The 19,240-nt window shown below is 51.3% G+C and carries 32 protein-coding genes; 6 read left to right on the top strand and 26 right to left on the bottom strand.

What is annotated here, in order from left to right:
• The first annotated feature begins 266 nt into the window (after positions 1–266).
• Complete coding sequence (locus OTG14_RS21515; RefSeq protein ID WP_024909655.1) at positions 267–821, top strand: gamma carbonic anhydrase family protein; 555 nt, start codon at positions 267–269, stop codon at positions 819–821.
• Here OTG14_RS21515 and OTG14_RS21510 read toward each other — a convergent pair.
• From OTG14_RS21510 to dprA, 6 genes are read right to left on the bottom strand one after another with little or no spacing between them, the layout of a single operon-like run.
• Positions 797–1,045, bottom strand: a complete 249-nt coding sequence (locus OTG14_RS21510; protein WP_023309442.1) for a DUF1488 family protein — start codon at positions 1,043–1,045, stop codon at positions 797–799. The genes OTG14_RS21515 and OTG14_RS21510 overlap by 25 nt on opposite strands.
• Positions 1,042–1,860: a shikimate dehydrogenase gene (aroE, locus tag OTG14_RS21505; RefSeq protein WP_267215719.1), complete on the bottom strand. Its 819-nt coding sequence runs from the start codon at positions 1,858–1,860 to the stop codon at positions 1,042–1,044. Before aroE ends, OTG14_RS21510 begins: the two co-directional genes overlap by 4 nt.
• Before the next feature lie 4 nt (positions 1,861–1,864).
• Positions 1,865–2,437 (bottom strand): L-threonylcarbamoyladenylate synthase type 1 TsaC, encoded by a 573-nt coding sequence (tsaC, locus tag OTG14_RS21500; RefSeq protein WP_023309444.1) that lies wholly within the window; start codon positions 2,435–2,437, stop codon positions 1,865–1,867.
• Positions 2,430–2,984 carry a DNA topoisomerase family protein gene (locus OTG14_RS21495; protein WP_267215718.1) on the bottom strand — a complete coding sequence of 185 codons (555 nt, stop codon included), beginning with the start codon at positions 2,982–2,984 and terminating at the stop codon, positions 2,430–2,432. The genes tsaC and OTG14_RS21495 overlap by 8 nt, the downstream gene beginning before the upstream one ends.
• 26 nt (positions 2,985–3,010) lie before the next feature.
• A complete protein-coding gene (gene smg / locus OTG14_RS21490) occupies positions 3,011–3,484 on the bottom strand; it encodes a DUF494 family protein Smg (RefSeq protein WP_008503477.1) in 474 nt (157 codons plus the stop codon).
• Positions 3,456–4,580, bottom strand: a complete 1,125-nt coding sequence (gene dprA / locus OTG14_RS21485) for a DNA-protecting protein DprA (RefSeq protein ID WP_148769143.1) — start codon at positions 4,578–4,580, stop codon at positions 3,456–3,458. The genes smg and dprA overlap by 29 nt, the downstream gene beginning before the upstream one ends.
• 127 nt (positions 4,581–4,707) lie before the next feature.
• Between dprA and def the strand changes: the two genes are divergently transcribed.
• From def to mscL, 5 genes are all read left to right on the top strand, one after another.
• Positions 4,708–5,217 (top strand): peptide deformylase, encoded by a 510-nt coding sequence (def, locus tag OTG14_RS21480; protein ID WP_008503479.1) that lies wholly within the window; start codon positions 4,708–4,710, stop codon positions 5,215–5,217.
• A gap of 25 nt (positions 5,218–5,242) precedes the next feature.
• The gene (gene fmt / locus OTG14_RS21475; protein WP_032647902.1) at positions 5,243–6,190 is read left to right on the top strand and encodes a methionyl-tRNA formyltransferase; all 948 of its coding nucleotides are present in this window, start codon (positions 5,243–5,245) and stop codon (positions 6,188–6,190) included.
• Between the two features lie 52 nt (positions 6,191–6,242).
• Entirely contained in the window at positions 6,243–7,529 is a 1,287-nt protein-coding gene (gene rsmB / locus OTG14_RS21470) for a 16S rRNA (cytosine(967)-C(5))-methyltransferase RsmB (protein ID WP_267215717.1), read from the top strand.
• 22 nt (positions 7,530–7,551) lie between these two features.
• Positions 7,552–8,928 (top strand): Trk system potassium transporter TrkA, encoded by a 1,377-nt coding sequence (gene trkA / locus OTG14_RS21465; protein ID WP_008503482.1) that lies wholly within the window; start codon positions 7,552–7,554, stop codon positions 8,926–8,928.
• A gap of 146 nt (positions 8,929–9,074) precedes the next feature.
• Entirely contained in the window at positions 9,075–9,485 is a 411-nt protein-coding gene (gene mscL, locus OTG14_RS21460) for a large-conductance mechanosensitive channel protein MscL (protein ID WP_023309449.1), read from the top strand.
• Here the strand turns inward: mscL and OTG14_RS21455 are convergent.
• The 20 genes from OTG14_RS21455 to rplN all read right to left on the bottom strand — a co-directional run bounded on the left by OTG14_RS21455 (position 9,459) and on the right by rplN (position 19,193).
• A complete protein-coding gene (locus OTG14_RS21455; RefSeq protein WP_024909662.1) occupies positions 9,459–9,701 on the bottom strand; it encodes an alternative ribosome-rescue factor A in 243 nt (80 codons plus the stop codon). The two genes, mscL and OTG14_RS21455, sit on opposite strands and share 27 nt — an antisense overlap.
• 57 nt (positions 9,702–9,758) lie before the next feature.
• Entirely contained in the window at positions 9,759–10,184 is a 426-nt protein-coding gene (gene zntR / locus OTG14_RS21450) for a Zn(2+)-responsive transcriptional regulator (RefSeq protein WP_024909663.1), read from the bottom strand.
• Between the two features lie 2 nt (positions 10,185–10,186).
• Entirely contained in the window at positions 10,187–10,555 is a 369-nt protein-coding gene (locus tag OTG14_RS21445; protein ID WP_024909664.1) for a DnaJ family domain-containing protein, read from the bottom strand.
• 107 nt (positions 10,556–10,662) lie between these two features.
• Positions 10,663–11,046, bottom strand: coding sequence for a 50S ribosomal protein L17 (rplQ, locus tag OTG14_RS21440; protein ID WP_001216368.1), 384 nt, complete (start codon positions 11,044–11,046; stop codon positions 10,663–10,665).
• A 40-nt stretch (positions 11,047–11,086) separates the two neighbouring features.
• Complete coding sequence (locus tag OTG14_RS21435; RefSeq protein WP_002919219.1) at positions 11,087–12,076, bottom strand: DNA-directed RNA polymerase subunit alpha; 990 nt, start codon at positions 12,074–12,076, stop codon at positions 11,087–11,089.
• Positions 12,077–12,101: 25 nt separating this feature from the next.
• Positions 12,102–12,722, bottom strand: a complete 621-nt coding sequence (gene rpsD, locus OTG14_RS21430; protein ID WP_004868345.1) for a 30S ribosomal protein S4 — start codon at positions 12,720–12,722, stop codon at positions 12,102–12,104.
• A gap of 33 nt (positions 12,723–12,755) precedes the next feature.
• Positions 12,756–13,145, bottom strand: coding sequence for a 30S ribosomal protein S11 (gene rpsK, locus OTG14_RS21425; protein WP_003863312.1), 390 nt, complete (start codon positions 13,143–13,145; stop codon positions 12,756–12,758).
• 16 nt (positions 13,146–13,161) lie between these two features.
• The gene (gene rpsM, locus OTG14_RS21420) at positions 13,162–13,518 is read right to left on the bottom strand and encodes a 30S ribosomal protein S13 (protein ID WP_003863308.1); all 357 of its coding nucleotides are present in this window, start codon (positions 13,516–13,518) and stop codon (positions 13,162–13,164) included.
• 146 nt (positions 13,519–13,664) lie between these two features.
• A complete protein-coding gene (rpmJ, locus tag OTG14_RS21415) occupies positions 13,665–13,781 on the bottom strand; it encodes a 50S ribosomal protein L36 (protein WP_000868187.1) in 117 nt (38 codons plus the stop codon).
• Between the two features lie 31 nt (positions 13,782–13,812).
• Positions 13,813–15,144, bottom strand: coding sequence for a preprotein translocase subunit SecY (gene secY / locus OTG14_RS21410; protein ID WP_003863305.1), 1,332 nt, complete (start codon positions 15,142–15,144; stop codon positions 13,813–13,815).
• A gap of 7 nt (positions 15,145–15,151) precedes the next feature.
• On the bottom strand, positions 15,152–15,586 hold the full coding sequence (rplO, locus tag OTG14_RS21405; protein WP_003863304.1) for a 50S ribosomal protein L15: 435 nt from the start codon (positions 15,584–15,586) through the stop codon (positions 15,152–15,154).
• Positions 15,587–15,589: 3 nt separating this feature from the next.
• Positions 15,590–15,769: a 50S ribosomal protein L30 gene (gene rpmD / locus OTG14_RS21400; protein WP_003863301.1), complete on the bottom strand. Its 180-nt coding sequence runs from the start codon at positions 15,767–15,769 to the stop codon at positions 15,590–15,592.
• Positions 15,770–15,775: 6 nt separating this feature from the next.
• Positions 15,776–16,276, bottom strand: a complete 501-nt coding sequence (rpsE, locus tag OTG14_RS21395; RefSeq protein WP_003863299.1) for a 30S ribosomal protein S5 — start codon at positions 16,274–16,276, stop codon at positions 15,776–15,778.
• Positions 16,277–16,290: 14 nt separating this feature from the next.
• The gene (rplR, locus tag OTG14_RS21390) at positions 16,291–16,644 is read right to left on the bottom strand and encodes a 50S ribosomal protein L18 (protein WP_003863297.1); all 354 of its coding nucleotides are present in this window, start codon (positions 16,642–16,644) and stop codon (positions 16,291–16,293) included.
• A gap of 9 nt (positions 16,645–16,653) precedes the next feature.
• Positions 16,654–17,187 carry a 50S ribosomal protein L6 gene (rplF, locus tag OTG14_RS21385; RefSeq protein ID WP_003863296.1) on the bottom strand — a complete coding sequence of 178 codons (534 nt, stop codon included), beginning with the start codon at positions 17,185–17,187 and terminating at the stop codon, positions 16,654–16,656.
• A 12-nt stretch (positions 17,188–17,199) separates the two neighbouring features.
• A complete protein-coding gene (gene rpsH / locus OTG14_RS21380) occupies positions 17,200–17,592 on the bottom strand; it encodes a 30S ribosomal protein S8 (protein WP_006178918.1) in 393 nt (130 codons plus the stop codon).
• 30 nt (positions 17,593–17,622) lie between these two features.
• Positions 17,623–17,928 (bottom strand): 30S ribosomal protein S14, encoded by a 306-nt coding sequence (gene rpsN / locus OTG14_RS21375; protein WP_003863291.1) that lies wholly within the window; start codon positions 17,926–17,928, stop codon positions 17,623–17,625.
• A gap of 14 nt (positions 17,929–17,942) precedes the next feature.
• Positions 17,943–18,482: a 50S ribosomal protein L5 gene (rplE, locus tag OTG14_RS21370; RefSeq protein WP_001096206.1), complete on the bottom strand. Its 540-nt coding sequence runs from the start codon at positions 18,480–18,482 to the stop codon at positions 17,943–17,945.
• Positions 18,483–18,496: 14 nt separating this feature from the next.
• The gene (gene rplX, locus OTG14_RS21365) at positions 18,497–18,811 is read right to left on the bottom strand and encodes a 50S ribosomal protein L24 (RefSeq protein WP_003863287.1); all 315 of its coding nucleotides are present in this window, start codon (positions 18,809–18,811) and stop codon (positions 18,497–18,499) included.
• Positions 18,812–18,821: 10 nt separating this feature from the next.
• The gene (gene rplN / locus OTG14_RS21360; RefSeq protein WP_002919748.1) at positions 18,822–19,193 is read right to left on the bottom strand and encodes a 50S ribosomal protein L14; all 372 of its coding nucleotides are present in this window, start codon (positions 19,191–19,193) and stop codon (positions 18,822–18,824) included.
• Positions 19,194–19,240: the final 47 nt, after the last annotated feature.

Here is a 19,240-nt window from a genome sequence, read left to right as displayed (position 1 = left end):
GTCAACCCGTTATTTCAGGATTTTTTCTCTTCAACCGACCGGGTTGTTTGTGAAGTGATTCACATCCGCCGTGTCGATGGAGGCGCATTATAGGGATCCCATTTTTTAGCACAAGTATTTTTTAGATCTTTTTTTCCGACTGCTGATTTTCCGCGCTTTTCGCTGAAATCCCGCCCGATCTGCTTAAATATTGACGTATTTTGCCTTGCCTCGATCCCAAAATATGATCAAAGTCTTCTGTATAGCGCCCATTGTTAGAGGTAGATATGCCCGCAGTATTACGTCCTTATAAAGATCTGTTCCCCCAAAAAGGCGATCGCGTGATGATCGATGCCAGCAGCGTGGTGATTGGTGATGTCCGAATGGCCGATGATGTCAGCATCTGGCCGCTCGTCGCCATCAGGGGTGATGTTAACTATGTGTCGATTGGTGCACGTACCAACATTCAGGACGGTAGCGTTCTGCATGTCACGCACAAATCCTCCTATAACCCGGAGGGCAATCCCCTCATCATTGGAGAAGAGGTTACCGTCGGCCATAAAGTGATGCTTCACGGCTGCACGATCGGAAATCGCGTCCTTGTTGGCATGGGGTCGATTTTGCTGGATGGCGTCATAGTAGAAGATGACGTAATGATTGGTGCCGGTAGCCTGGTCCCGCAGAACAAACGGCTGGAGAGCGGCTATCTCTATCTAGGAAGCCCGGTAAAACAGATCCGCCCCCTGAAGGAGGCAGAGATCGAAGGGTTAAAATACTCAGCGAACAACTACGTTACGTGGAAGAATGAGTATCTGGATCAGGACAACCAAACCCAGCCCTGATCGTCTTCCTGCTGTTCGCGGATTAAATCGCTGGCTTCCTCTTCCAGATCCCAGCGATTTTCGCAAAATACCGCTATCGGGTTTGAACCGCCAAAACGACGCAGCAGCGTTTCCCCATGAATGGCACAAGTAAGTTGCATACCCTGCACCAGCACCGGAAAACAAACCGCTTGTTTACTCTCATCCCAGCTCTCTCTGTCCGGGAAATGAATAGCCTGGTTCACGCCGAAAGTTCCTGCTTTAACTTTTCAATGACAGGTTCGACCGCAGGCAACACGCCGTGCCAGAGCAGCACCGCATGCGCAGCCTGACCCACCAGCATTCCCAGTCCATCGGCTAACTGTTTCGCGCCGTGTTGTTCACACCAGTTAAGGAAAGGCGTCTCCCCTTTCTGATAAAACATGTCATAGAAGTACATATGCGCGCTGACCAGAGAAGCGGGGATTGCCGGGATCTCACCGTTGATGCCGCTGGACGTGGCATTGATGACAAGATCGAACTCACGATCGGCAAGATCGTCAAGCGCTACCGCGCTCACGCTACCGGTATGCGCAAACAACGCCGCCAGCGCTTCTGCACGGGAAAAGGTTCTGTTGGTAATGGTCACCGCACAGTCCAGTGAAAGCAGAGGCAACAGTACTCCCCGCGATGCGCCGCCCGCACCAATCAGCAGGACCCGGAACCCGGGCTTAATAAATGAAAGTCGTTCCAGATCGCTAAGTAAACCAATTCCGTCGGTGTTATCCCCCAAAAGGCGACCATCCTCAAGCCGTTTTAGAGTATTGACTGCACCAGCCAGTGAAGCGCGCTCGGTCAGCTCATCCGCACGTTCGAAGGCTTCTTCTTTAAACGGGACCGTCACATTCGCACCTTTACCGCCCGCGGCGAAAAAAGCCTCCAGCGTTGGAATAAATGCATCCACCGGTGCCAGTACGCGACCATATGGATGATTTATCTGCAGCTGCTTCGCAAATTGCTGATGAATCAACGGTGATTTGCTGTGTGCAATCGGATTACCAAAAACAGCATAGGTTTCCATGAGATTACCCCTGGCGAAAACGTTCGCCGGTTAAAGCGTCGCGAATTTCAGACGGATTCAGACGCCCTCCCGTTTCACCGACAGCAACAGGGAAGTCATTCCCGAACTGCGCCAGCACTTCTTCGGTTGTCCGACAAGGTGGCAATCCGGTCAGGTTGGCGCTGGTTGAGACCAGCGGTTTACCAAACGCCAGACAAAGCTCAACCACCAGCGGATGGTCAGTGACGCGAACGGCGAGGGAATCAAAGCGTCCGGTTAACCAGCGCGGCGTTGTCGGCTGCGCAGGGAAGACGAAGGTCACCGGTCCAGGCCACGCGGAGAAGATCGTCTCGCGCTGCGCCGGCGTCAGCATGGAGTCATCTATATAGGGTTTAAGCTGCTCGTAATTCGCAGCGATCAAAATCAGCCCTTTCTCGACGGGTCTTTGTTTTAAGGCAAGCAGGCGGCTCACGGCCGTCTCGCTGTCAGGATCGCAACCGACCCCAAAAACAGCTTCAGTTGGATAGGCGATGACTTCTTCATTTTTCAGTACGTCCACTGCATGCGCAATGGAGCCTGATGGCAGGTTATTATTCACTATATTGATCCGCCGTTACCGGCTTTCCACATTGTTTACTGGCGCAGAAGCGTTTCATGCCTTGCGCGGTTTTCTTCTCTATGAGTAGGGGATAATTGCAATGAGGGCAGGTTCCCGCTACCGGTTTAAAATTGATAACGAACTGGCATTCAGGATAGCGATCGCACGAATGGAAGGTCTTACCATAACGGGAGCGGCGCTGTACCAGCTGACCGCGCTGACACTGAGGGCAGGCAATTGCCGTTTCATCAGGCTTATCAATTTGTTCCGTATGCTCGCATTCCGGGTAGCGACTACATCCAATAAACATGCCGAAACGCCCCTGCCGAAGGGCTAATTCACCACCGCAGAGTGGACAAGACTGCCCCTCCAGAATTTTAACGATATGTCCATCCGCCTGGCTTTTCAGGGGACGGACAAAATCACATTCCGGATAGTGTGAACAACCGAGAAACGGGCCGTGTTTCCCGGACCGAATAACAAGTTCAGCCCCGCACTGCGGGCAGGGCTCGTTTTTATGCACCGTGAATAGTGCTGATTTGGCCATAACAACTCTTGGTGCTGCACATTGAATTAGTGCAGCATACCTTCATTCACTTCAAAGAGTAATTCTTCCATTTGTTGATAGGCATTTTCACAGCCCGGGATATTAAACAGAACCATCAGGATCACCCACTTGAGATCTTCCAGTTCAAATTCTGCTGTATCCAGCGCCATGACGCGCTCTATCACCATTTCTCTCGTTTCGAGGTTCAGCACCTGAATCTGCTCAAGGAATAAGATGAACCCCCGGCAGCTGGCGTCCAGCCTTTCACACTCTTCTGCGGTATAAATGCGTACTGACAATGGGTCAGAAGCAAGCTGCATCGGTTCGGCGAGGCCTTCCTGATAATCAGCCAGTTTTTCCAGCCACATCAACGCATTATAGATATCTTCCCGCTCAAACCCCGCATCGGTAAGATCCTGTGTCAATTTGTCCTGATCCACTCGCATTTCTGCTTCGTTATGGATGTAAGTCTCAAACAAATACATCAGTACGTCGAACATGGCATGCCCTCCTTAATCGGACATAGCCGCCGGGTACAGCTGCGATCCACCCTGCTAACTCCAGTTCGAGTAGCTGTGCTACCGTTACTGGCACAGGTTGGCCGGCACGTTCAGCGACAACGTCAACAGGTGTTACCTCATCTCCTACGTTAGCCAGGAGCTTGGGAAATGGCAATGCCACCTTTCCCTGATCTGATGAATATTGTCGCTTTTCGGGATCTTCCTGCAGCCATTGCAGCCCATATTGCAAATTTTCAAGAATATCCCCTACTTCCGTTACCGGTGTTGCCCCTTGCTTAATCAGCCAGTGGGGCCCCTCGCATCCGGGGTTGCCTATCGGACCAGGCAAGGCGAAGACTTCTCGTCCCTGTTCCAGCGCGCATCGCGCCGTGACCAGTGAACCGCTTCGCAGCGCGGCTTCAACCACCAGCACACCTTTGCTAAGCCCGCTAATAATGCGATTACGACGCGGAAAGTTTGCCGGTCTGGGCTGTGCGGAAAGCGGAAATTCAGACACTATCGCGCCGTCAGACTCAATAAGCCGCATCGCCAATGCCTGATGTCGGCGTGGATAAATGCTAAAAAGACCATTCCCCAGCACCGCGACAGTTCGTCCTTTAACTGACAGCGCCGCGCCGTGGGCAACGCCATCAATACCACAGGCCAGCCCGCTGGTAATCGTGAAACCACTTTGTGAAAGTTGTTCGCACAGGATTTTCCCCCATCGCTCGCCGTACCATGACGGCGCACGACTGCCTACCACCGCCAGCTGAACAGTTTTAAGCGTCTCAGGGTTACCTTTTATGAATAATGCCCCGGGATAGTCAGGGATCGTGCGGAGTAGAGGGGGATAAAGGGAATGATTGGCCGTTAATAAATGATGTCCCGGCTGCTCAAGCCATTTCAGGCTACGTTCCAGCTCACTCTCATTGAACGCAAAGAATCGTTCAGCCTGCTTTGCTGTCAGTCCAGCATTTCTTAAGGCAAGCATGTCGATGCCTTCCTGCCTCTGCAGTCGTGCAGCCGCTTCCACCATGACATCACCACACAGAGAACCTGTGTGCATAAGCCGTAGCCATATCTCGATTGGCGTCATCCTTTCCCCTGCCATAAGCGGCCTCCGCAATCATTGCGATTGGTCACTGATGCTGTCAATCGATGGGGGATTTGTCTAGAATAGAGGTAGTATTCTTATCAACTCCTGAACACGACTCTGGAAATTTATGGCAGTTTTGCAAGTGTTACATATTCCGGACGAGCGCCTTCGCATCGTCGCTGAACCGGTCAAAGAAGTGAATGCAGAAATCCAGCGTATCGTTGATGATATGTTCGATACCATGTACGCCGAAGAAGGCATTGGCCTGGCGGCGACGCAGGTGGACATTCACAAGCGTATTATCGTGATTGATGTTTCTGAAAATCGCGATGGCCGTCTGGTGCTGATTAACCCTGAGTTGCTCGAAAAGAGTGGCGAAACCGGTATCGAGGAAGGCTGTCTGTCTATTCCTGAACAGCGTGCGTTAGTGCCGCGTGCTGAAAAAGTGAAAATTCGCGCCCTGGATCGTGACGGTAATCCGTTCGAACTGGAAGCAGACGACCTGCTGGCGATTTGTATTCAGCATGAGATGGATCATCTGGTCGGTAAACTGTTTATCGATTATCTCTCGCCGCTGAAACAGCAGCGTATTCGTCAGAAAGTAGAGAAACTGGATCGTTTGCGTTCTCGCGCATAACGTCCCCCCGGATACAAGGATCATCGTGTCTAAAACACTACGTATTATCTTCGCGGGAACCCCTGATTTTGCAGCGCGTCACCTTGACGCGCTGCTATCGTCTGGTCACCAGGTTGTTGGCGTCTTTACCCAGCCGGACCGTCCTGCAGGCCGCGGCAAAAAACTGATGCCGAGCCCGGTCAAGGTGCTGGCAGAAGAGCATGGGCTTCCTGTTTTTCAGCCTGCATCGCTGCGCCCGCAGGAAAATCAGCAGCTGGTTGCTGACCTGAATGCCGACGTAATGGTGGTGGTGGCTTACGGTTTAATTCTGCCAAAAGCTGTGCTTGATATGCCGCGCCTGGGTTGTATCAACGTGCATGGGTCTCTGCTCCCACGCTGGCGTGGTGCAGCACCTATCCAGCGCTCGCTGTGGGCGGGTGATGCCGAAACGGGCGTGACCATCATGAAGATGGACGTAGGTTTAGACACCGGCGACATGCTGTATAAACTGGCCTGCCCCATTACGCCAGACGATACCAGCGCCACGCTGTATGACAAACTGGCAGACCTTGGCCCACAAGGCCTTATCGAGACGCTTCAGCAGCTTGCTGACAATACGGCAAAACCGGAAGTTCAGGATGACGCGCTGGTGACGTATGCCGAAAAACTGAGCAAAGAAGAAGCGCGGATCGACTGGTCCCTGTCGGCCGCTCAACTTGAACGCTGCATCCGCGCTTTTAATCCGTGGCCAATGAGCTGGATGGAGATTGATGAGCAGCCAGTGAAAGTCTGGAAAGCCTCCGTCATTAGCGGTACTACCACGGCTGAACCCGGTACGATTGTTGACGCCAACAAGAACGGGATCCAGGTGGCGACTGCGCAAGGGATCCTGAATCTTGAATCGCTACAACCGGCCGGTAAGAAGGCCATGAGCGCTCAGGATCTGTTAAATTCCCGTCGCGAATGGTTTATTCCGGGCAAGCGTCTTGCCTGAGCAAATTTATTCTTAAGGCCCGGTGTTTCCGGGCATTTTTATTTTTACGGTTATGAAAAAACAAAATCTACGCAGTATGGCGGCTCAGGCCGTTGAGCAGGTTATCGAGCAGGGCCAGTCATTAAGTAACGTCCTGCCTCCCCTGCAGCAAAAAGTCTCTGATAAAGACAAAGCCCTGCTTCAGGAGCTCTGCTTTGGCGTTCTGCGCACGCTTTCTCAGCTTGAGTGGTTGATTAACAAGCTGATGTCACGCCCAATGACAGGCAAGCAGCGCACAGTACACTATTTGATTATGGTGGGTTTTTATCAGCTTCTTCATACCCGCATCCCACCTCATGCCGCGCTGGCTGAGACGGTGGAAGGTGCCGTTGCGATTAAACGCCCTCAGCTGAAAGGGCTGATCAACGGTGTACTGCGTCAGTTCCAACGACAGCAGGATGAGCTTCTGGCTGAATTTGCCCAAAACGAAGCACGCTTCCTGCATCCGGACTGGCTGTTGAAGCGGCTGAAAAAAGCTTATCCGCAGCGGTGGCAGGACATTGCCGATGCCAACAACCAGCGTCCGCCAATGTGGTTACGCGTGAATCGTAATCACCACACCCGTGACGCATGGCTGGCATTACTCGAAGAAGCTGGAATGAGTGGTTTCACTCACGCTGCATACCCTGATGCCGTACGTTTAGCCTCCCCCGCTCCGGTACATGCACTACCGGGTTTCGAAGAGGGTTGGGTAACGGTACAGGATGCTTCTGCCCAGGGTTGCATGACCTGGCTTGAACCCCAAAACGGTGAGCAGATCCTCGATCTCTGCGCCGCACCAGGGGGCAAAACAACGCATATTCTTGAAGTGGCTCCGCAGGCCAGCGTGATGGCGGTGGACGTCGATGAACAGCGTCTTTCACGCGTCTACGACAACCTCAAGCGTCTGGGCATGAAGGCTCAGGTTAAGCAAGGCGATGGACGCAAACCCGCAGAATGGTGTAGTGAAACGCAATTCGATCGCATTTTGCTGGATGCTCCCTGCTCTGCAACCGGCGTTATTCGTCGTCATCCGGACATCAAGTGGCTGCGTCGCGATCGTGATATTAACGAACTTGCCCAGCTGCAGTCCGACATTCTCGACGCCATCTGGCCGCATCTCAAACCTGGCGGAACGCTGGTCTATGCAACCTGCTCCGTACTGCCGGAAGAAAACAGCCAGCAAATCGCGGCCTTCCTTAAACGTACCCCGGACGCCGCGCTGCGCGATACGGGAACGCCTGAATCCCCGGGTCTGCAGAACCTGCCGGGTGCCGAAGAGGGTGATGGCTTCTTTTACGCTAAGCTAATCAAAGAGTGATGTTGAGAACAGGTCACGAGATATGAAGATTATCATTCTGGGTGCAGGACAGGTTGGCGGAACGCTGGCGGAAAACCTGGTGGGCGAAAACAACGACATCACCATAGTCGATACCAACGGCGATCGTCTGCGTGTCTTACAGGACAAGTTTGACCTGCGCGTGGTGCAGGGTCATGGTTCTCACCCACGGGTTCTTCGTGAGGCGGGTGCCGACGATGCCGACATGCTGGTTGCGGTAACCAGTTCTGACGAAACCAATATGGTGGCCTGTCAGGTGGCCTACTCGCTTTTCAACACGCCAAACCGAATCGCGCGCATTCGCTCTCCGGACTATGTTCGCGATGCTGAGAAACTGTTTAATTCCGAAGCGGTCCCTATTGACCATCTCATCGCGCCGGAACAGCTGGTTATCGACAATATCTATCGCCTGATCGAATATCCGGGCGCCCTGCAGGTGGTGAACTTTGCCGAGGGTAAAGTGAGTCTGGCAGTGGTTAAGGCTTATTACGGTGGACCATTGATCGGCAATGCGCTTTCTACCATGCGCGAGCACATGCCGCATATCGATACGCGCGTCGCAGCCATTTTCCGTCACGACAGGCCAATCCGCCCGCAAGGCTCCACGATTGTCGAAGCAGGTGATGAGGTCTTCTTTATTGCGGCCTCACAGCATATTCGTGCCGTAATGAGTGAACTTCAGCGTCTCGAAAAACCCTATAAACGCATTATGCTGGTCGGCGGCGGCAATATCGGTGCAGGCCTGGCACATCGGTTAGAAAAAGATTACAGCGTAAAATTGATCGAGCGCGATCAGCAGCGTGCTGCTGAACTGGCGGAAAAACTGCAAAATACGATCGTATTTTATGGCGATGCGTCTGATCAGGAGTTGCTGGCTGAAGAGCATATTGATCAAGTTGATCTTTTTATTGCCGTCACCAACGACGACGAGGCGAATATAATGTCCGCCATGCTCGCCAAGCGTATGGGTGCAAAGAAGGTCATGGTGCTTATCCAGCGCAAGGCGTATGTCGATCTGGTCCAGGGTAGCGTTATTGATATTGCCATTTCGCCGCAGCAGGCGACAATTTCCGCGCTCCTGAGCCATGTTCGTAAAGCGGATATTGTCGGTGTGTCATCGCTCCGCCGCGGCGTAGCGGAAGCCATTGAAGCCGTGGCGCATGGAGATGAAACCACATCACGCGTCGTGGGCCGGTCGATCGACGAAATTAAGCTGCCGCCAGGCACGATCATCGGCGCCGTTGTGCGCGGAAATGACGTCATGATTGCCAATGACAATTTACGTATTGAGCAAGGCGATCACGTTATTATGTTCCTTACGGATAAAAAGTTTATTACCGATGTCGAACGTTTATTCCAGCCAAGTCCATTCTTCCTTTAAAAAGTAGGGTGCTCGAGAAAGAGCACCCGCACTTTATCCTTTTCATTTCTGTGCCTTTTATTTTTCATAACGTTTAATTATCCCGAATGGCAATTGGCTAATCATTTGTTAAACTTATACTCGTCAGCTGGCACAAGGAGAGAACAATGAGTTTTATTAAAGAATTTCGCGAATTTGCGATGCGCGGGAACGTGGTGGATTTGGCAGTGGGTGTCATTATTGGTGCAGCATTCGGCAAGATTGTTTCATCATTAGTGGCCGACATTATCATGCCACCATTAGGGTTGTTAATCGGGGGCATTGATTTCAAACAATTCGCTTTCACACTGCGTGAAGCGCAGGGTGATGTTCCGGCAGTAGTAATGCACTACGGCGTATTTATTCAGAACGTATTTGATTTTGTGATTGTCGCGTTTGCCATTTTTATGGCTATCAAGCTGATCAACAGGCTCAACCGTAAAAAAGAAGAGCCGGCTGCTGCACCTGCACCAACGAAAGAAGAAGTGCTGCTGAGTGAGATCCGCGATCTGTTAAAAGAACAGAATAACCGCGTTTAATCGAAAGTTTAAAGCAGAAAGGCCAGTGGTAAATAAGCGATTCGCTTGCTTGCCACTGGCCTCCCAGTTACCCCGTTTTTCATGTTTGTCTTTACGCAGATAACTTCCTTTCCCTTTTTTATTCTTCTCAACGCGCTGCCTGAATAACGGGTCGTGAAGTAACGCCTCAATGGCATTGTCTTTTATCTGTCCTTTCGTGTGCTGATAGCGGCTCATAAATTCTCCTGAGCATGGTTTATGACGAAGGGAGTCTAGATCCGGATGGACTAAAAATCAACAGCCCTCGGTTTCTCCACTGGCCCCCTGTTCAAGGGCTTCCAGTATGGAACAATAAATACTGCTGTGGGCCGTCCCGCAGCAGGCATCATTCAGCCTTTGCAGAGAGCGCTGCATGGTTTGCAGCTCCTGGATGCGTGCTTCAACTTCATCCAGCCGGGCCTGCACAATGCTTTTAGATTCCTGGCAGGTGTGATGTTCCGGATCGATGCGGATCGATAATAACTCGCGGATCGAATCCAGCGTGAAGCCGAGCTGACGCGCATAACGAATAAATCGCAGGCGCTGCAGATCGTTATCGGTATAAAGGCGAAAGCCTCCTTCTGTACGAACTTCATGATCGATCATCTGCTGCTTTTCGTAATAACGGATGGTATCCGGCGTAACGTTCGCAAGCTTCGCAAGTTCACCAATACGGTACATAACTACTCCTCGTTTATTCTCTGCATCAATCTTTCACCGTATTCACCGCGCAGAAAATCAGTGTTCATCCCAGCCTGGCGCAGCTTGAGTTCAAGCAGGGCGAGACGGCGGCTCAGTTCAGAATGTCGCGGATCGTCCTGACGGATACCGTTGAGAAGATCGGCCAGTTCAACAGCCTCTCTGCGCTGTTCGAGCTCCGGAGGGAGACAGCCCGCGTTTTTCAGTAAACGGTATCCAGCTCGCAGTTCAGGCGCAATGTGCGAATCATCGTCAAGCACAAGGGGTTCGCCGCTTCCCGGGAGATCGTCGAATTCACCTTTATTTTGGGCATCGCGAATATGGCGTTCTGCCCACTGGTCGAGCAACCACATTACCAGCTCCAGGGAATGAACAGAATTGATACAGACATTGTAGAGAAGTGGGGATATCGCGGATATAAAAAAACCCGCCGGAGCGGGTTTTTTTACGTTACTACAGATTACTCTGCAGCAGCTTCTGCTTTCTCTGAACGATCAACCAGCTCGATGTAAGCCATCGGCGCGTTGTCGCCTGCACGGAAACCACACTTCAGAATGCGAGTGTAACCACCGGCACGGCTCGCGAAACGCGGGCCCAGTTCGTTAAACAGTTTTGCCACGATCTCGTTATCACGAGTACGGGCGAATGCCAGACGACGATTAGCAACGCTGTCAGTCTTGGCAAGAGTAATCAGCGGCTCAACTACGCGACGCAGCTCTTTCGCTTTAGGCAGGGTCGTCTTGATGATCTCATGACGAACCAGTGAACCTGCCATGTTGCGGAACATAGCCTGGCGATGGCTGCTGTTGCGGTTCAGTTGACGACCACTCTTACGATGGCGCATGACCTTATCCTTCTCAGTAAAACCTTAACCTGTGATCCGGTTACTCGTCAGCAATGCTTGCCGGTGGCCAGTTTTCCAGGCGCATGCCCAGAGACAGACCACGTGAAGCCAGCACGTCTTTAATCTCAGTAAGAGATTTTTTACCCAGGTTCGGCGTTTTCAGCAACTCAACCTCGGTACGCTGTACCAGATCACCGATATAGTGGATAGCTTCTGCCTTGAGGCAGTTAGCAGAGCGGACAGTCAATTCGAGATCGTCAACAGGGCGCAGCAGGATCGGATCGAATTCTGGTTTCTCTTCTTTCACTTCCGGCTGACGTACATCACGTAAGTCAACGAAAGCTTCCAGTTGTTCTGCCAGGATGGTTGCCGCACGACGAATCGCCTCTTCAGGATCGATTGTGCCGTTGGTTTCCATTTCGATGACCAGCTTGTCCAGGTCGGTACGCTGTTCTACACGCGCTGCTTCAACATTGTAGGCAATACGCTCTACAGGGCTATAGCATGCGTCGACCAGCAGACGGCCGATTGGGCGCTCATCTTCTTCCGAATGAATTCGGGCAGAAGCCGGCACATAACCACGACCGCGCTGAACTTTGATACGCATGCTAATAGCTGCGTTCTCATCGGTCAGGTGGCAGATCACGTGCTGCGGCTTGACGATTTCAACATCACCGTCGTGGGTGATGTCGGCTGCAGTCACAGGGCCAATGCCAGATTTATTCAGAGTAAGAATAACTTCATCTTTACCCTGAACTCTCACCGCCAGCCCTTTCAGGTTGAGCAGGATTTCAAGGATATCTTCCTGAACGCCTTCTTTGGTGCTGTACTCATGAAGTACACCATCAATCTCAACCTCGGTCACCGCGCAACCCGGCATCGATGAGAGCAGAATACGGCGCAGTGCGTTACCCAGAGTATGGCCAAAGCCACGCTCTAAAGGCTCAAGGGTCACCTTGGCGTGCGTCGAACTCACTTGCTCGATATCTACCAGGCGCGGTTTTAGAAACTCTGTCACAGAACCCTGCATTGTGTCCTCTCTTTGGTACTAAGCTTTACTTGGAGTAAAGCTCGACGATCAGGTGTTCGTTAATGTCCGCAGACAGATCAGAACGTTCTGGCTGACGCTTGAACGTACCTTCCATCTTGCCAGCATCAACTTCCAGCCAGGTTGGCTTTTCACGCTGCTCAGCCAGCTCCAGAGCGGCCTTCACGCGAGATTGCTTTTTCGCTTTCTCACGAATGCTAACAACGTCATTCGCTTTAACCTGATAAGAAGCGATGTTAACAACACGACCGTTTACCATGATTGCTTTGTGGCTAACCAGCTGACGTGATTCAGCACGAGTAGCGCCGAAGCCCATACGGTATACAACGTTGTCCAGACGACCTTCCAGCAGAGCGAGCAGGTTTTCACCTGTGTTGCCTTTCAGACGTGCTGCTTCTTTATAGTAGTTACGGAACTGACGCTCCAGCACACCGTACATACGGCGAACTTTTTGCTTTTCACGCAACTGCACACCATAGTCAGACAGACGCGGTTTACGCGCACCGTGCTGGCCAGGAGCTTGTTCAATTTTACACTTGGTATCGATCGCGCGAACGCCAGACTTAAGGAATAAGTCGGTGCCCTCACGACGGCTCAGCTTGAGCTTAGGACCCAAATATCTTGCCATTTTCTATCTCCAACTAACCTAAAAAACGGAGCGTTATACGCGACGTTTTTTCGGCGGACGACAACCGTTATGAGGGATCGGAGTCACATCAGTAATATTCGTGATGCGGAAACCAGCGGCGTTCAGAGCGCGAACAGTAGATTCACGACCCGGACCCGGACCTTTAACCATAACTTCCAGATTCTTGATGCCGTATTCTTTTACGGCTTCTGCGCAACGCTCTGCTGCAACCTGAGCTGCGAACGGAGTGGATTTGCGAGAACCACGGAAACCGGAACCACCGGCTGTTGCCCAACCCAATGCGTTACCCTGACGATCAGTAATAGTAACGATGGTGTTGTTGAAAGAAGCATGGATATGAGCCACGCCGTCAGAGACTTGTTTTCTTACACGTTTACGTGCACGAACTGGTGCCTTTGCCATTATTCAATCACCCCGATTATTTCTTGATCGGTTTGCGCGGACCCTTACGGGTACGTGCGTTGGTCTTAGTACGCTGACCGCGCACTGGCAGACCACGACGATGACGCAAACCGCGATAGCAACCAAGATCCATCAGGCGCTTGATGCTCATGCTGATTTCACGGCGCAGATCACCTTCAACGACAAATTTGGCAACTTCGTCACGCAGCGTGTCGATTTGTTCTTCAGACAGCTCACTGATCTTAACATCTTCAGCGATACCCGCTGCAGCCAGAATGGCTTTAGAACGGGTCTTGCCGACGCCGTAGATCGAAGTTAATGCGATCACAGCATGTTTCTGATCAGGAATGTTAATGCCTGCTATACGGGCCACTATGCACTCCTACTATTTAATATGTACGCACCATGCTGAAAAGCCCGTTTTCAGGATACTCAAATGGAAACGTACAGACATACAAAAGATTGGCTGGCTAATCTAGCCAGCTCAACCCAACTTTGCAAGAAAAATATGCGAAATAATCAGCCTTGGCGCTGTTTATGCTTCGGCTCGGCACTGCAAATCACACGGATGACACCATCACGCTTAACGATTTTGCAGTTACGGCATAATTTCTTGACGGAAGCACGAACTTTCATTTTTACTCTCCGTAACTTCTCAGGCGACCATTTAGCGGCCGTAGCCTTTCAGGTTCGCCTTCTTCAATGCAGACTCGTACTGACTGGACATCATCAGAGTTTGCACTTGAGCCATAAAGTCCATAATCACGACAACAACGATAAGCAGTGAGGTCCCACCGAAGTAGAACGGTACTTTCATTGCATCACGCATGAACTCCGGGATCAGGCAGATAAAAGTAATATAAAGCGCACCAACCAAAGTCAGGCGAGTCATTACTTTATCGATATACTTCGCCGTTTGCTCTCCCGGACGAATTCCTGGTACAAATGCACCGGACTTCTTCAGGTTATCTGCTGTTTCACGCGGGTTGAAGACCAACGCCGTGTAGAAGAAACAGAAGAAGATGATCGCAGACGCATAGAGTAACACATAAAGTGGTTGCCCAGGCTGCAAATACAGCGAAATTGTTGTCAGCCAGTTCCAACCAGTACCGCCCCCGAACCATGACGCGATGGTCGCCGGGAACAGAATAATACTGGAAGCGAAGATAGCCGGGATAACCCCCGCCATGTTCACTTTCAGCGGTAAATGTGTGCTCTGTGCAGCATAGACACGACGACCCTGCTGACGTTTAGCGTAGTTCACCACAATGCGGCGTTGACCACGTTCAACGAAGACAACAAAGAACGTCACTGCAAATACTAATACTGCAACCAACAGCAACAGGAGGAAGTGCAGGTCGCCTTGACGCGCTTGCTCAATAGTATGGGCGATGGCTGGCGGGAGGCCCGCAACAATACCGGCGAAGATAATGATTGAGATACCGTTACCGATACCACGCTCAGTAATCTGTTCGCCGAGCCACATCAGGAACATAGTCCCTGTGACCAGACTTACAACAGCGGTGAAGTAGAATGCAAAGCCCGGGTTTAACACCAGGCCCTGCATACCAGGCATATTCGGCAGACCGGTAGCAATACCGATCGACTGGAATATTGCCAGCACCAGAGTACCGTAACGGGTGTACTGACTAATCTTACGACGTCCAGACTCCCCTTCTTTCTTCAACTCTGCCAGGGCCGGATGAACGACCGTCAGCAGCTGGATAATAATAGATGCCGAAATGTACGGCATAATACCCAATGCGAAGATAGAAGCACGGCTGAGAGCACCACCAGAGAACATGTTGAACATTTCAATGATGGTGCCTCGCTGTTGCTCAAGCAGTTTGGCAAGTACAGCGGCATCGATACCAGGGATCGGAATAAAAGAGCCAATACGGAACACAATCAGCGCGCCGATAACAAACAGCAGTCTGCGTTTCAGCTCGCCAAATCCACCTTTGGCACTTTGAAAATCTAATCCCGGTTGCTTAGCCATCTGCTACTTATTCCTCAATTTTACCGCCAGCAGCTTCGATAGCAGCACGAGCACCTTTAGTAACACGCAGGCCACGAACAGTTACCGGAGTAGAAACTTCACCAGCCAGGATCACTTTCGCGAACTCGATCTGGATACCGATAATGTTTGCTGCTTTCAGCGTGTTCAGGTCTACAACGCCGCCTTCAACTTTCGCCAGGTCAGACAGACGGATTTCCGCTGTGATCGCTGCTTTGCGAGAGGTGAAGCCGAACTTCGGCAGACGACGGTACAGTGGCATCTGGCCACCCTCGAAACCGCGACGTACGCCACCGCCAGAACGAGAGTTCTGACCTTTGTGACCACGACCACCGGTTTTGCCGAGGCCAGAACCGATACCACGACCCAGGCGTTTACCCGCCTTTTTAGAGCCTTCGGCCGGAGACAGAGTATTTAAACGCATCTCTTACTCCTCAACTTTAACCATGAAGTAAACCGCGTTGACCATACCACGAACAGCAGGAGTATCCTCGCGCTCAACGGTATGACCAATACGACGCAGACCCAGGCCAAGCAGCGTTGCCTTGTGTTTCGGCAGACGACCGATTGCACTGCGGGTTTGAGTGATTTTAATAGTCTTTGCCATGGTCAATTACCCCAGAATTTCTTCAACGGATTTACCACGCTTGGCAGCGACCATTTCTGGAGAATTCATATTTTCCAAGCCATCAATAGTTGCACGAACCACGTTGATCGGGTTGGTGGAACCATATGCTTTAGCCAGAACGTTATGAACCCCAGCAACTTCCAGAACGGCGCGCATTGCACCACCGGCGATGATACCGGTACCTTCTGAAGCTGGCTGCATGAATACACGAGAACCCGTGTGAACACCTTTAACTGGGTGCTGCAGGGTGCCGTTGTTCAGCGCGACGTTAATCATGTTGCGACGGGCTTTTTCCATCGCTTTCTGGATCGCTGCTGGAACTTCACGCGCTTTACCGTAACCAAAACCAACGCGACCGTTACCATCGCCTACTACAGTCAGAGCTGTGAAGGAGAAAATACGACCACCTTTAACGGTTTTAGATACGCGGTTTACCGCGATCAGCTTTTCCTGCAGTTCGCCAGCCTGTTTTTCGATGTGAGCCATCTTACACCTCTACCTTAGAACTGAAGGCCAGCTTCACGGGCAGCATCTGCCAGTGCCTGGACACGACCATGATATTGGAACCCGGAACGGTCAAAGGAAACATTGCTGATGCCTTTTTCCAGAGCGCGTTCAGCAACAGCTTTACCTACAGCTGCAGCGGCGTCTTTGTTACCGGTGTACTTCAATTGTTCTGAGATAGCTTTTTCTACAGTAGAAGCAGCTACCAGAACTTCAGAACCGTTCGGTGCAATTACCTGTGCGTAAATATGACGCGGGGTACGATGTACCACCAGGCGAGTTGCACCCAGCTCTTTGAGCTTGCGGCGTGCGCGGGTCGCACGACGGATACGAGCAGATTTCTTATCCATAGTGTTACCTTACTTCTTCTTAGCCTCTTTGGTACGCACGACTTCGTCGGCGTAACGAACACCCTTGCCTTTGTAAGGCTCAGGACGACGGTAGGCGCGCAGATCTGCTGCAACCTGACCGATCAGCTGTTTATCAGCGCCTTTCAGCACGATTTCAGTTTGAGTCGGACATTCTGCAGTGATACCGGCCGGCAGCGGATGCTCAACAGGGTGTGAGAAGCCCAGAGACAGGCCTACTGCATTCCCTTTGATAGCTGCACGATAACCTACACCAACCAGCTGAAGCTTTTTAGTGAAGCCTTCGGTAACACCAACAACCATTGAGTTCAGCAGGGCACGCGCGGTACCAGCCTGAGCCCAACCATCCACGAAACCATCACGTGGACCGAAGGTCAGAGCGTTATCTGCATGTTTAACTTCAACAGCTTTGTTGAGGGTACGAGTCAGCTCGCCGTTTTTACCTTTGATCGTAATAACCTGACCGTCGATTTTTACATCAACGCCGGCAGGAATAACGACCGGTGCTTTAGCAACACGAGACATTCTTTCCTCCGATTAGGCTACGTAGCAGATAATTTCGCCACCAAGACCAGCCTGGCGCGCTGCACGATCAGTCATAACACCTTTAGAGGTAGAAACAACTGCGATACCAAGACCAGCCATAACTTTTGGCAGCTCATCTTTTTTCTTATAGATGCGCAGGCCTGGGCGGCTGACACGCTGAATGCTTTCTACAACAGCTTTACCCTGGAAATACTTGAGAGTAAGTTCCAGTTCCGGCTTGGTGTCGCCTTCAACTTTAAAATCTTCGATAAAACCTTCTTCCTTCAGCACGTTGGCAATTGCCACTTTCAGCTTGGCGGAAGGCATGGTGACCGCAACTTTGTTCGCGGCCTGACCGTTACGGATACGGGTCAGCATATCCGCGATCGGATCTTGCATGCTCATCTGTCTTTACTCCCGTGATTCAATTGGTAATTACCAGCTAGCCTTTTTCAAGCCTGGCACTTCACCGCGCATAGCGGCTTCACGCAGTTTGATACGGCTCAACCCAAACTTGCCCACATAACCATGTGGACGACCTGTTTGACGACAGCGGTTACGCTGACGAGACGGGCTGGAATCACGCGGCAGAGACTGCAGCTTGAGAACCGCATTCCAACGATCTTCGTCGGAAGCGTTCACATCAGAAATGATCGCTTTCAGTTCAGCGCGTTTAGCGAAGAATTTATCAGCTAAAGCTACGCGCTTTACTTCGCGTGCTTTCATTGATTGCTTAGCCATTCAGTAACCCTACCTTACTTGCGGAACGGGAAGTCAAAGGCAGCCAGCAGAGCACGGCCTTCTTCGTCAGATTTCGCAGTAGTGGTAATGGTAATATCCAAACCACGCACGCGGTCGACTTTATCGTAGTCGATTTCTGGGAAGATGATCTGCTCACGGACACCCATGCTGTAGTTACCACGACCGTCGAAAGACTTAGCAGACAAGCCACGGAAGTCACGGATACGTGGAACAGCAATAGTGATCAGGCGCTCAAAGAACTCCCACATGCGTTCGCCACGCAGAGTTACTTTACAGCCGATCGGATAGCCCTGACGGATTTTGAAGCCTGCAACAGATTTGCGTGCTTTGGTGATCAGCGGTTTTTGACCGGAGATTGCTGTCAGGTCAGCTGCTGCGTTATCCAGCAGTTTCTTGTCAGCGATCGCTTCACCAACACCCATGTTCAGGGTGATCTTCTCGACCCGAGGGACTTGCATGACAGAATTGTAGTTAAACTCAGTCATGAGTTTGTTAACTACTTCGTCTTTGTAGTAATCATGCAGTTTCGCCATCGTACTACTCCAAATTACTTGATAGTTTCGCTGTTAGACTTGAAGAAACGGACTTTTTTGCCGTCTTCGAATCTAAAGCCTACACGGTCAGCCTTGCCGGTAGCCGCATTGAAGATTGCAACGTTAGAAACCTGAATAGCAGCTTCTTTTTCAACGATGCCGCCTGGTTGGTTCAGGGCCGGAACCGGCTTCTGATGTTTCTTAACCAGGTTGATACCTTCAACGACAAGTTTGCCGGAAGACAGAACATTTTTTACTTTACCGCGTTTACCTTTATCTTTACCGGTTAACACGATAACTTCGTCATCACGACGGATTTTCGCTGCCATGATTCGCTCCTTAGAGTACTTCTGGTGCCAGAGAGATAATTTTCATGAACTTCTCAGTACGAAGTTCACGAGTTACCGGCCCAAAGATACGCGTGCCGATAGGCTGCTCGCTGTTATTGTTTAAAATAACGCATGCATTACCATCGAAGCGAATGACAGAACCGTCAGGGCGACGAACACCCTTCTTGGTGCGCACCACTACCGCCTTCAGCACATCACCTTTTTTGACCTTACCACGTGGAATTGCTTCCTTGATGGTGATCTTGATGATGTCGCCTACGCCTGCGTAGCGACGGTGCGAGCCACCCAGAACCTTGATACACATTACGCGACGTGCACCGGAGTTGTCGGCGACGTTCAGCATAGTCTGTTCTTGGATCATTTTAGTGCTCCGCTAATGTCAACTACTACCTGAGACTCTAAAATCAG

The sequence above is a fragment of the Enterobacter pseudoroggenkampii genome, assembly GCF_026420145.1.
Classification (GTDB): Bacteria; Pseudomonadota; Gammaproteobacteria; order Enterobacterales; family Enterobacteriaceae; genus Enterobacter; species Enterobacter pseudoroggenkampii.
This window is presented reverse-complemented; position numbering and strand designations above follow the sequence as displayed.